The organism is Microlunatus sagamiharensis, from assembly GCF_900105785.1.
GTDB lineage: Bacteria > Actinomycetota > Actinomycetes > Propionibacteriales > Propionibacteriaceae > Microlunatus > Microlunatus sagamiharensis.
The window spans coordinates 3,623,383-3,634,612 of record NZ_LT629799.1; the positions used below are offsets into that span (position 1 = coordinate 3,623,383).

The 11,230-nt window shown below is 66.8% G+C and carries 11 protein-coding genes and 1 pseudogene; 7 read left to right on the forward strand and 5 right to left on the reverse strand.

The genetic code is table 11. The features are described 5' to 3' along the window. Nucleotides 1–7 precede the first annotated feature (7 nt). Together BLU42_RS16720 and BLU42_RS21505 are read right to left on the reverse strand one after the other, a co-directional pair. Nucleotides 8–1,144: an IS110 family RNA-guided transposase gene (locus BLU42_RS16720; RefSeq protein ID WP_091076942.1), complete on the reverse strand. Its 1,137-nt coding sequence runs from the start codon at nucleotides 1,142–1,144 to the stop codon at nucleotides 8–10. 303 nt (nucleotides 1,145–1,447) lie between these two features. Beyond that, nucleotides 1,448–2,322 (reverse strand): annotated as a pseudogene (locus BLU42_RS21505) (IS3 family transposase); the annotation flags it as partial. 446 nt (nucleotides 2,323–2,768) lie between these two features. Between BLU42_RS21505 and BLU42_RS16740 the strand changes: the two are divergent. Both BLU42_RS16740 and BLU42_RS20715 read left to right on the forward strand, forming a co-directional pair. Further along, nucleotides 2,769–3,668, forward strand: a complete 900-nt coding sequence (locus BLU42_RS16740; protein WP_091076958.1) for a hypothetical protein — start codon at nucleotides 2,769–2,771, stop codon at nucleotides 3,666–3,668. Nucleotides 3,669–3,709: 41 nt separating this feature from the next. Then, nucleotides 3,710–4,063 (forward strand): hypothetical protein, encoded by a 354-nt coding sequence (locus BLU42_RS20715; RefSeq protein WP_157720048.1) that lies wholly within the window; start codon nucleotides 3,710–3,712, stop codon nucleotides 4,061–4,063. 631 nt (nucleotides 4,064–4,694) lie between these two features. Here BLU42_RS20715 and BLU42_RS16745 read toward each other — a convergent pair. Further along, the gene (locus BLU42_RS16745) at nucleotides 4,695–5,138 is read right to left on the reverse strand and encodes a hypothetical protein (protein WP_157720049.1); all 444 of its coding nucleotides are present in this window, start codon (nucleotides 5,136–5,138) and stop codon (nucleotides 4,695–4,697) included. Nucleotides 5,139–5,318: 180 nt separating this feature from the next. Continuing rightward, nucleotides 5,319–5,945 (reverse strand): recombinase family protein, encoded by a 627-nt coding sequence (locus BLU42_RS16750; RefSeq protein ID WP_091080792.1) that lies wholly within the window; start codon nucleotides 5,943–5,945, stop codon nucleotides 5,319–5,321. A 375-nt stretch (nucleotides 5,946–6,320) separates the two neighbouring features. On the opposite strand from BLU42_RS16750, the gene BLU42_RS16755 reads away from it, so the two are divergent. The 3 genes from BLU42_RS16755 to BLU42_RS16770 all read left to right on the forward strand — a co-directional run bounded on the left by BLU42_RS16755 (nucleotide 6,321) and on the right by BLU42_RS16770 (nucleotide 8,949). After that, entirely contained in the window at nucleotides 6,321–7,109 is a 789-nt protein-coding gene (locus tag BLU42_RS16755) for a CPBP family intramembrane glutamic endopeptidase (protein WP_157720050.1), read from the forward strand. Then, complete coding sequence (locus BLU42_RS16760) at nucleotides 7,106–7,813, forward strand: MerR family transcriptional regulator (RefSeq protein ID WP_091076970.1); 708 nt, start codon at nucleotides 7,106–7,108, stop codon at nucleotides 7,811–7,813. Before BLU42_RS16755 ends, BLU42_RS16760 begins: the two co-directional genes overlap by 4 nt. A gap of 608 nt (nucleotides 7,814–8,421) precedes the next feature. Next, nucleotides 8,422–8,949: a hypothetical protein gene (locus BLU42_RS16770; RefSeq protein WP_157720051.1), complete on the forward strand. Its 528-nt coding sequence runs from the start codon at nucleotides 8,422–8,424 to the stop codon at nucleotides 8,947–8,949. 83 nt (nucleotides 8,950–9,032) lie between these two features. On the opposite strand, the gene BLU42_RS16775 is transcribed toward BLU42_RS16770, so the two are convergent. Then, nucleotides 9,033–9,398, reverse strand: a complete 366-nt coding sequence (locus BLU42_RS16775) for a hypothetical protein (RefSeq protein WP_157720052.1) — start codon at nucleotides 9,396–9,398, stop codon at nucleotides 9,033–9,035. 255 nt (nucleotides 9,399–9,653) lie between these two features. On the opposite strand from BLU42_RS16775, the gene BLU42_RS16780 reads away from it, so the two are divergent. Both BLU42_RS16780 and BLU42_RS20720 read left to right on the forward strand, forming a co-directional pair. Next, nucleotides 9,654–10,067 carry a hypothetical protein gene (locus tag BLU42_RS16780; protein ID WP_197680488.1) on the forward strand — a complete coding sequence of 138 codons (414 nt, stop codon included), beginning with the start codon at nucleotides 9,654–9,656 and terminating at the stop codon, nucleotides 10,065–10,067. A gap of 461 nt (nucleotides 10,068–10,528) precedes the next feature. Beyond that, nucleotides 10,529–11,209 (forward strand): DUF6338 family protein, encoded by a 681-nt coding sequence (locus tag BLU42_RS20720; protein ID WP_157720053.1) that lies wholly within the window; start codon nucleotides 10,529–10,531, stop codon nucleotides 11,207–11,209. The last annotated feature ends 21 nt before the right edge of the window (nucleotides 11,210–11,230 follow it).

Here is an 11,230-nt window from a genome sequence, read left to right on the forward strand (position 1 = left end):
CTAAGAGTCAAGCGGCTGCGGGACGACGTCTGGTGTGCGGTTTGGCGGGGGCGGGCTGGCCGGGGTTGAGCAGGAAGTAGACCTCGCGGGCGAGGTAGCGCTTCAGGCAGCGCAGGATCTCCATCTTGGAGTGGCCCTGGGCAGTCTTCTTGGCCACGTAGGCCTTGGTTCTGGGGTCGAGCCGGAGGCGGCTGATGGCGGCGAGGTGCAGGGCCCGGTTGGCTTGGCGGTCGCCGCCGCGGTTGAGCCGGTGTCGCTGGGTCATGCCGGAGGAGGCGGGCAGCGGTGCCACGCCGCAGAGCATCGCGAACGCGGCCTCGGATGTCATCCGGTCGGGGTTGTCGCCGGCGGTGACCAGCAGCTGGCCGGCGACCTCGATGCCGATCCCGGTTCGGGCGAGGAGCTGCGGGGCGAGGGCTTCGACGATCGGGTTGATCAGCTCGTCGAGGTCGGCGATCTCGTCACTGAGCTCGAGGTAGCGCCGGGCCAACGACTTCAACGACACGCGGTATGCCGTCGGCGGGTCGGCCGCGTTCGACACGTCGGGCCGCCACGCGGCCACGGTCCGGATGAGTTGCATCCGGGTCAGGTGGCGGACCTGCTCGCGTAGCTCGTCGGGGGCGCTGACGATGCTCATCCGTAGCAGCTGCAACGCGGCCCGGCGTTCGCGGACAGCGTTCGCCCTGGTCACGCGCAGGATTCGGAGTGCTTCGACCGCTCCGTCGCGGGACTTCGGCACCGTGGTGCGGCGCTGGTGCAACGCCGCGCGGGCGGCGCTGATCGCATCCAGATCGTCGTCCTTGCCCTTACGCCGCCGGTCGGAGCGGTCGGGCCGGTCGACCTCGAGGATTGTGATGTCGGCCTTGGCCAGGTGCCGGGTCAGGCCCGCACCGTAGGAGCCGGTGCCCTCGACCCCGACCCGGACCAGGTCGCCGTGGCTGCGGACCCAGGCCAGCAGCTGGTTGTAGCCCTGCCGGGTGGTGGGGAAGCTGCGGGTGCCCAGGACGGTCTCGGTCGCATCGATCACGGCGGCGACGTGAAGCTCTTTGTGCGTGTCGACCCCGGCGAACACCGGGGTCGAGGTGGTGCTGTGCTGGCGCCGCGGTTCGCGTCGGGGTTGGCGTGGGCGGGGTGGACTGGTCATGCTGGTCATGTCGCGGTTCCGTTCCGGTCGCAGGGGTGGACGGCGGCACCGCGCTTCGACCGAACCGGCGGACAAGACAGTGATGAGCACCTGTTGGCGCAGGCTCTCCTTAGGTCACCCCGACGGTGAGGCGTGGCGCCTCACCGGGCGCTCCCAGGGCACCGACAGATCCGAGGAAAGACAACACTTCGTCGATCGGAGTGAGGGTCAGGAAATCCTGGGAGCCCCCGGTACCGACATCTTGGCGTGTCCATCGCTGTGCGGGTCAGGAACGCTGGGAGCGCCGGCTCCAGCAGTCTCACTGTCGCTGTGGACGACGCAGCCGCTGACGGCGGTCAGGCCGCGGCGGGCGACGGCGTTGCTGAGGGCGTCGACGGCGAGTGAGGCCTTCATGCGGTCGCTGATCGAGTAGCCGACGATCCGGTTCGAGCTGACGTCTTTGATCGCGCAGAGGTAGAGCTTGCCCTCCCCGGTCCAGTGCTCGGTGATGTCGGTCAGCCACAGCCGGTTGGGCGCCTCAGCGGCGAAGTTGCGCTCGACCCGGTCGTCGTGGACCGGTGGGCCCGGGCGCTTGCCGGACCCGTGCCTGCCGCTGTGGGTGGAGAAGATCCGCGCCTGGGAGCACAGCCGCCACACCCGCCGCTCACCGGCCGAGTGCCCGGCCGCCTCGAGCTCGTCGGCGACGAAGCGGTAGCCGAACTCCGGGTCGTCGCCGTGCACGGCGAGGGCGGCATCGGTGAGGTAGGCGTCGTCGAGGTCGCGATCGCTGACCGGCTGGTGCTGCCAGGCGTAGAAGGCCTGGCGCGAGAAGCCGAGTACCCGGCAGGTCACCGCGACGGGCACCCCGTCGGCGGCCAGGTCGAGGACCAGCGGGTAGCTCATTTTGGGGATTGGCCGAGCTTCAGGTTCGCCTGCGACAGGTAGGCCGCGGCTCGGCGCAGGACCTCGTTCTCCTGCTCGAGGAGTCGGTTGCGGCGCTTCAGCTCGCGCAGCTCGTCGGACTCTTGCCGGGTGACGCCTGGCCGGTTGCCGTCCTCGACGTCAGCAGCGCGTAGCCAGTTGCGCAGGCACGACTCGCTGATCCCGAAGTCCTTCGCGACCTGCGACAGCGGAGCCTCTCCGCGACGAGCGACCGCGACCACGTCGTCGCGGAACTCCTTGGGATGGGGTGCGGGCATGATCGACATCCTTCCAGCGGCGGTCACAGCCGCCACACGTCAGATGTCAACCGAACCTGCAGCAGTCCCGTCATCAGTCGGACCGTGCTGATAACTTCCACAGACATGAGCTCCGATCCCGGAGACACGTCCTCGCAGAGCGCTGTAGAAGCGGCTACTCAGCCCGAGGCGGTCGATGACGCCACCAGCGAGGGTGAGGCAGCAGCAGGCGAGGTAACCATCCCTGACGCCTTCGCCTTCTTCACCCTTGAGGGCGACCAGTTCGAGGGGAGGGGCTGCCGGTCGGCAGCGCTCGCGAGGTCGGCTTTTTCCGCGACGTCGTCCTTGAGCTTGCTCGGGCTGCGTGGCTCGACTCGAACCCCGATCGAACCTACGTCCCCCGCGGCTTTGAGCGCGGCTTCGACCTACGACTAGTCAGCATCCTTTCGGGAAGCGCCCGGATCGGAATGCGGCTGCCGCGAGCTGCCGACCGCGAGGAGAGCGAGTGGGCGGACTGGCAGAACGCCTACGACACCGGGCTCAACACTCTCACTGATGCCGTGACTGCCGTCGCCGATACGGGTGGCTTGCCCCCCCGTTTCCCCGTGCGCGCCGTTGCACCGTTCAAGCGCTTGGGCTCCACACTCGACGAAGACGGCCGGCTCTTGTTCGGCTCGCCGACCAACGCCGCGCGCCGAGCTCAGATTGACCGGTCGGTGCGAACCCTGCTCCAGGAGATCGACGAGCTCGCTCCGCCCGAGCAGCCCATCGAGGTGACGCTGACCGGCGTGATCACTGAGTTCGACGGTCACGCGCAGAGCTTCCAGATACGCACCGACGGTGGCTTGCACAACTGCTCGATCGAGCACAACAACGTTCGCATCGCGCAGGAGATTTACCGCCACGTCGCACGCGACGGAGTCACGGCTCCTGACGTGACCGTGACGGGCGATACCTTGCAGCCCGACGCTTCCCGAGTTCAGCTCTTCAACGTGCGAGGCGTACAGGTCTTCCGCTCCTTGGCCGAGAAAACGGTGGTTGCACGCGTGCGGCTGATTGCCGCCCTTGAGCCGGGGTGGAACGGACCGGGCAGCATTGTCCCAGATGAGGACGTGCTGTCGCGCGTCGAACACTTGGCGCCGACCGTAGCGACACTCGGCATCCCCGTAAAGATCGTCCCGAACGACGACGGTGCGATCGTCCTCGAGTGGCGTCGCGGGGCGGTCGAATGCACCGCAGCAGTTGAGGCGAGTGGCCAGATGTATCTACTTGCCGACGACACGGGCACGGACGATCAGACCGAGTACGAGGGTGCCTACGAGGAGCCGCGCCTCGTCGGATTCCTGACGACGGGGAGCATGGGTTGAGCACAGTGCTAACAGTCAGTGGCGAGGAGCTACTGCGGCAGGTGCACCCGATCATGTGCCCTGAGGGCGAGCCGGCGCGCACAGCGTTCACGCCCACCAAGAAGGACGACGGCAAGCTCTCAACCCTGCGCGAGCGAGTTAGCGCGGACGAGGCGTACCGACGTCACGTCGAGGAGCTGCAGCTGCAGAGCGCCGGTACGTGGGCGGTGACCGTCGGCGAAGCGACCGACGCGGGGTGCGTCGCCCTCGACGACGGCGACGATCTTGGGGTACCCGACCATGCCTCGGTCGACTTCTCCGAGGCTGGCAGTCGTAAGAACATCGAACGTGCAGCACGCAAACTGCGCGACGCTGCAGTTGACCGCGGCTGTCGTTTCACGCCACCACTCGCCTGACACCGGCAAAAAGTAGTTCTTGGTAGCGACGCGCGTTGGTGTGCCGGAACCTGATCTTCTCCCGACACGCGATGCTCCCGGCACCCTCCGCAGCGACGCCACCAGCGGTTCTCGTACGACGGTCGGCTTACGGGCTGCGCCGATAGTCGGTCTGCAGCTTCCTCGAGCAGGGCGGTGGGCAAGCACGTGACGAACGAAAACCTCGTCCCTTGCCGCTGGGGCTAGTTCCTGTGATCAGATACGGCCGTGGGCGACGAAGGGGGTCAGCGGCCTCGACAGGCTTGGCCCCGGCGAGTCGGTCAATGGCTCGCAAGTCCCACCGTCGATTCGACGCTACCGCCCTCGCCGCACGAGGTCCGGCGCTCCGCCTGGGCGCTGACCGCGTCGGCGGTCATCTTTCTAGTCCTGTCGGCGATCGACCTACCGCCAAGCGGTTGGACAAGTTACGTGCGGTACGTGGCCGCGCTAGTAGTGACGATGGCCGCGGTGCGGTCCTGGCGCTCGTACCGCAAGCTGCGCACTCGATTGGCGAGCGAGCCGCCGGCGGATCAGTCGTAGCAACTGTCGCCACAGCAGCGGGGCGTCCTCGCTCAATGGTCGGCTTCTGGCACTCGCGCCAGCGCCTGTCGAATCAGGGGGTAACGCCGTCACCCAGGCCGATGAGGTCGAGGGCGTCTCGTCGAGCTGGTCCCTCGAGCCAGCGAACTTCGTACGTCGCGTCCCGATCGTGATCGTAGAAGGAGCCGCTTTCCAGTTCCGGGCGAATCGCCCAGGGCGGGTAGTCCTCCTCCCACAGGTGACTCCGCTCGGCGTTGCCGTCCGGGTCGTCGAGGTAGTGGAAGTACAGCCACAGGCACTCCTGCAAGCCGGTGGGACGGCCCAGCCCCCAGAAGGTCGAGACCCGGCTTGCGATGTAGCCGACCACTTCCCCGTCCAGGCTGAGCGTGCCGATGGCGTCGCGGAACACTTCGAGTCCCGGATCGGGCGGCGGCGCCACTCTCCGGACCAGCCACTCTCGCACCCCGTCCGCGTTCACCTTGCCTGCCATCAGCGCGAAGTATTCGAGACGCGCCAAGCCAAGTCTGTCGCCACGCAGCTCACCGCACTTGTCCGTTTCTCGTAAGACCCCGGTTGAGCAGAGCTCGTGAGAACGGAGCCCTCGGCCCTGGGTGACCGCAAGCCGGTCGCCGACCGGGCGGCGCGGGGAGTTACCCGCCGCGCCGCACTGCTGGTGATCGGGATAAGGGCTCGGTTCTCAGGTCGTCGGCGGGGTGACCTCGGCAAACGGACGGTACGGGTCCAAAGGTGGTGGTGGGTCACGGTGGATCGTGCGATACACCGTGGCCCGGCTGACGCTGAACATCTCGGCCAGCTCCGCGGTGCTGTAGGTGCCTCCTGCGTAGAGCTCGAGTAGGTGGCCGGACTGGATCTTGGTCAACTTCGGCTGCTTCCCGCGCAGCCGGCCCTTGGCCTTGGCTACCTTCAGTCCCTCGCGGGTGCGGATGCTGGTCAGGTCTGCCTCGAACTCCGCCACCATTGCTAGGACGTTGAACAGCAGCCGGCCGATCGGGTCGGTCGGGTCGTGGATCGACCCGCCGAGGCTGAGTCGCACGTTGGCCTTCGTGAGCTCGTCGAGGATGTCGCGGGCATCCGGCAGCGAGCGCGCGAGCCGGTCGAGCTTGGTGACGACCAGGGTGTCGCCGTCGTGGCAGGCGGCGAGGGCGAGTCGTAGACCGGGCCGGTCACGGTTGGTGCCGGTCAGGCCGTGGTCGACGTAGATCCGGTCGTCGCCGACGCCGAGGGCGGCGAGCTGCTCGCGCTGCGCGGTCAGATCCTGCTGTTCTGTGGACACCCGCGCGTAGCCCACCAGGAGTTGGTTCATCACCCCCGGTCTGACAGCGCGATGGGTCGCGGGTCAACACCGACGTCGAGGTACTGCTCTCCTGCTTCGCAAGACGGACCGCTTCTGAGCGGATGCCGCCGGGTGTGGCGCAGCGGTCGACGCCCGTGCTCGGCCGTCTAGCTGCCTCGCGCTGTGCTCGGTGCCGCAGCGTGCGGACCTGCAAGCGGTGGCTTGACCCCGACGCGACGTCACAGTTTCTCCTGGTGGGGAACATCTTCCTCCGCTTAGAGAGACAGCCTCATGGAACCTCAGCCCCGATCCGCTCGATCGCCGTTCTCCGGCTACGTCCAGAGCCTTCGGCACCGCCCGCAGCCGTGGCGAACCGTTGTGGCTGCCGCTGGCGGGATCATCTTCATGTTTCTGCTGGTCGCTGCCGCGGTCCCGGTCGGGAGAACGCAGGACACACTGATCGGGGTCGCGCCCTTCGACGCCGCCCGACCCTCGTTCACCATCGGATTGTGGGTCGGGGGGAACCTGCTGCTTGGCCTCCTCATTCCCGTGAGCTTGGTGCTGACCAAGCTGGCCTACGGGGCGGCTCCAGGATCACTCTTCTCCGTGGCAGGGCGATTCCGGTGGGCTGTGTTCGCGCGAGCCGCGGTCGTGGTCGTCCCGTTGTGGATCGTGTACGCGCTGGTCCTGCAGCCCTTCCTCGGCACGGGTGCACCAAGGTGGACGGCGCTCCACCTCGCTCTCTGCGTGGTCGCGGTCGTCACTGTCCCCTTGCAGTCGGCAGGGGAGGAGTTCCTCTTCCGTGGACTGGTCTTCCGTGCCGTCGGGGCACGCTTCGCCCGCCCCTTGGTGGCTTTCGTCGTCGCCGCGACGATCACTGCCGTCGAGTTCGGACTCATCCACGGCGCGTCCGACGGGTGGGGGACGGCGTACTACGTCGCGATGGGAGTCTGTTTTGCCGTGCTTGCCGAGCGCACCGGCGGCCTCGAGATCCCAGTGCTGCTGCATGCGACGAACAACATGGTGCTCCTCGTGCCGGTCCTGCTGGCTGGGCAGCTGTCGAGCGTCTCCACACCCTCCGGGCCGATCCTGCTCGTGCCGATCCTGCTCGTGGTTATCGTGACCACCCTGATGTGGAGGACGACACCGCGGCTGACCAAACTCTCGGCCGACGAGGTAGCGGCGGCGGCATGAGGAGCAGTGAACTCGCGCGGCTCGCAGGGGTGTCAATCCGCACTCTTCGCCACTACCACCAGATCGGCCTGCTTCCCGAGCCCCGGCGGTCCGCAAACGGCTACCGCGACTACACCGCCTCTGACCTGGTGAGGGTCCTCCGGACGAGGCGACTCGTTGGTCTAGGAGTGTCGCTGTCCCACATCGACCCGGCTCTCGATGCGGGGCGCGAACTTGAGCTCCTCGAACTGCGCTACACCAGCGAGATCGAGGAACTCACCACACGACTTGAGGCGATCCGTGCGCTGCGCCACCGAGGAGCCCGACCTGACACTCCCACCTTCGCGCATGGCTACCTCGAGGCGTTGAGCGCGAGGAAGGATGTGCCACCTCGATCAGTCGGCGTCGAACGCGACGCCGCACTCGTGCTCGAGTTGTTGCTCGACGAGGACGCCCGAGTCGAGCTCGAACGCCTCAATCCATCCGATCTGGCAGAACTCGTCGACGTCAGTGCCGCCCTCCTTGGTATCGCCGCCAACGCTGGCGACGACCAGATCGACGCGCTCGCGCGCGCCCTAGCGGCAGCTGTCGGCCGTCTATGTCCCCGTCTCGTGAAGCACGAGCTGACTCTCAAAACCGCGGATGCGCTCGAACATCACGTGAGTGCCCAGCTCACCGAGGCCCAGCTCGACGTGGTCCGACGAGCCCTACGGCTCCTCCCGTAACCAGGCCCGCAAGCGTTCTCGCAGCACGGACGGCTTACGGACTAACAAGCGACCACGCGCGGGCTGCGCCAGTGGGTGGTCTGGACCTATCGTTCCCCGCGTGACCAGGGAGGAACACGACCGTCGTGGCTGACCGGAGAAGGGCACAGCCATGGTGGTTCTGGCTGTTCGCCGCCGCTGCCGGCGGTGTGGGATCAGCAGTCGGGGCGGCTGCTGATCATTGGTGGCTACCCGCTATGGCTGGCTGGTGCCTCGGCGTCATGGCCGTGCTACTTGGTCCTGACGCCGGTACCGGACAAGGCGTTGCCAGTCTTCCGGCGACCAGCTGGGTTGTTCGCGCCCTCGTCTGCTTGGGGGCTGCCGTTACCGCTGCCGCTGCCGCCTTGACGGCGCGCAGCACGTTCGAGGTGGTCATGGCTGTGGTGCTGCCGTTACTCACGGTGTTGGCGGTCGTGCTCTGGCGACGACGGTTCGGCGTCTTCGAGTTCATCAATTGAGCGTGGCCAGTCCTGCTGCGCAGGACGGTCGATTTGCAAGTACGTCAGGGTGGCGTCGCAAGTTCGCTAAGTCCTCCTGTCTCGAACGCGGGGGCGTCGTACGGTGTGGGCGTGACCTTGCCAGCGAGGGCGAGCGGCGCAGTCAGCGGCGCTGACGTGGTCACCTTCCCGCCGAGGATCGGATCACGGGTCAGATCAGCGCTCGTGTCGACGGTGCTGATTCTCGCGGTCGCTGTCCTGGCAGCTGTTGAGCCGCGCGACTTCGTGCCATGGTTGCTTCTGGTGAGCCAGCTGCCGACGGCGGTGATCCGCTGGCTTGCCGTCAGAGAGGCGCGGCGTCAGCCGTGGGCGCTCCGGGCAGACGATGCGGGGGTCTGGTGGAGCCCGCAGGGGCCGCCGATGCCCTGGGCGTCGATCGCGTCGATCGAGGTCCAGGGGGCGCGTGGCCTCCACCGACTGCTCCCGCACTGGAACCGGGTCCTACTCGTTAGCCACGCAGGCGCCGACTTCGCCCGCCGCGCGAAAACGCGCCCGGTCGGCCGTAGCGTCCTGCTCGACCACGTTCGCGCGACCCCGCAAGAGGTGGTTGCTGCGTTTCGGCCCTTCACCGATGCCCCAGCTGGGCTTCGCTTGCGCTGATCGACAGGGCTCCGTCTCGCACCATGGTCGGTCAGCATGCCGGCGACCGGCGCCTCCGTACGACGGTCCCTCAGCGGCGACCGTCAGCTGGCCGACACAATCCGCTCGAGTGCGAGCGCCAAGTCGGCTGCCTCCTGCCACTTCGACGCGTAGGAGTGGCGCGCGCTGGCGACATTGAAGGAGATCCTGCCCGTCCGCCCGGCGCGGCTGCTGGTCCAACGCGGTTCGCTGATGTCGCTGAGCAGGTACTTGTCGATGACGCGATCGGGGAGCAGAGCCCAGCCCTGCTGGACGCGATAGACCGCCTCGTTCGTGAGCACCAGGGCCTGAATGCCGTTGAACCCATACCAAGGACCGTTACTCACATGAGCCGCCAAGCGCGCGGGCCGTTGCCCGACGATGTCCCCGAGCCGAGACAGCTCTGATGCCGTGTACTCGCGTCGGCGCACGCTGAACATGGTGCCCTGTTGGTGCGGATCCTGCTGCGGTTCGCGCCGTCGCGTTAGACGCGAGTTGAGCGCGACTTGTGAGAACGCGTCCGCGGGCTGCCACCCGCCGGCAAGCCGGTCCCCTTCCGGTGCGCGTCTACGGTGACTGGACCGTCACCTCCGTTTCGCGCGAGGGGCCTGCGCGCGGTACCTGCAGCCCCTATAGTCCTGCCGGCGACCCAGGCTCGGTCCGGCGGAGGCCGCGGCAAGTTCGTCGTGATGCTCGTGCTCGGGCTGGTCATGATCGCGCTGGCTGGCGTTGCCATCGCTGCACACAGCGGGCGAGCCGGCTTTGGTGCGGCGCTGATCTTGGTAGCTCTGATCTTGGGCGCAAGGTCTAAGCCGACGCGGCTGGCGTTTCCGGTCGGCTCTGCCGAGACGCACGAGGTCGTCTTCAGCTTCGACAAGTTCTGGGGGAACCTCAGTGTCACGGTCGACGGCGTTCCCGCCGTCCGTGACTTGCGGACGGTCTCGGTGAGTCTCACCAAGACCTACTGCTTCTCCGTCGGCGTCCACGAGCGTCACGAAGTGCGGATCGAGAAGGATCGAGCCCTGCTTCTGGCGGGGGCACGGCGTCAGCCGGTAAGGGCCTACGTCGACGGCGTTCTAGCCGCTGAGACTGTCGCGTAGGCACTAGCCGGACGTGACCGCAGGACGGTCGGCTTGCGGACAGTTCAGATCCTGCCTCTTCCTGGTCCGTCGACCCCACACTCGCCGGCACCTTCACCGCCTGACTGGAGCTGATGGAGCACTACGGCCATCACAAGATGGTGGTGTGGTTGGGGAAGTTCCAGGGGTGCTGGACGCGCTCGCCATTGTTCCGCGGACTCTGAGCGCGTCATGTCACGGCTCAAGTCGTGCCTCTAATAATGCGATCTTGCCGAGCGAGATTGATGCGTGATGAACCTCGGGCTCGACCGGGTTCGAGCCTGAGTGGCTACTCACTCTGCGTGGCTACTCACTCTGCGACGAGACGTGGATGAGCTGAACCGATCTGTTACTGCCCGAGACGCGCCGCGAGCGCACAGCTATGTAGAAGGCGCGGAGCATGCTGGCGTCAATTGTTACCGGCAGGTGGGATGCTATTAAGTGTGCCGACCTCGTTGACCGGACTCCTGGTGGCGCTGGTGGCGCTGCTGCCTGGCGGCGTGCACACTTGGATGTACGAGCGGGTGACTGGCAAGTCCCTGAGCCAGACCGGCGATCGGTTGTCTCGGCTGCTGGCTGCGTCCTGCGTGTACTTGGTGTTGTCGGCTTTCGCATACCCAGTGTTCGCTTCGGTTGCGAAAGCGGCGGCGTCTGGCGATACGACAACAGGGTGGCGCTATGCAGCAGTGATCGGACTGGTGGTCGTTCTGCCCGCGGTCGTTGGCGGTGGTGCTGGAGCTTTCACAAACCGTCGGCATCGGCGAGATTGGCAGGGTCGGCTCGGCCGACTGCTGGCCGGAGCCGGACATGCCAGCCGCGCGTGGGACCACTTGTTCGGCGTGCAGGATCTACGCGGCGTCGTCCGTGTGGTGCTCAACGACGGCAGTCACATCACCGGTTACTGGGGCGAACGAGACGATGGAGGATCGGCTGGTTCGCCACCGTCCCGCAGTTACGCCAGCGGCTATCCCGACCAGCAGCGAGACCTGTATATCAGTCAACTCATCCGCTTGGATCAGGCAGACGGTTCTTCTGAGGACGTTTCTAGTGCCGCCTGGATACCTGCAGACTCCATCCGGTACTTAGAGTTCCATTCAACGACAGGAAAGTTCCCCGATGCCTAAGAAGCGCGATCAACCGCAGCA

Excerpts from the sequence above, each read along its gene's own strand:
- BLU42_RS16720 (WP_091076942.1), bottom strand. The coding sequence starts at position 1,144 with ATGACCAGTCCACCCCGCCCACGCCAACCCCGACGCGAACCGCGGCGC.
- BLU42_RS16740 (WP_091076958.1), top strand. The coding sequence starts at position 2,769 with ATGCGGCTGCCGCGAGCTGCCGACCGCGAGGAGAGCGAGTGGGCGGAC.
- BLU42_RS16750 (WP_091080792.1), bottom strand. The coding sequence starts at position 5,945 with ATGAACCAACTCCTGGTGGGCTACGCGCGGGTGTCCACAGAACAGCAG.
- BLU42_RS16755 (WP_157720050.1), top strand. The coding sequence starts at position 6,321 with ATGTTTCTGCTGGTCGCTGCCGCGGTCCCGGTCGGGAGAACGCAGGAC.
- BLU42_RS16760 (WP_091076970.1), top strand. The coding sequence starts at position 7,106 with ATGAGGAGCAGTGAACTCGCGCGGCTCGCAGGGGTGTCAATCCGCACT.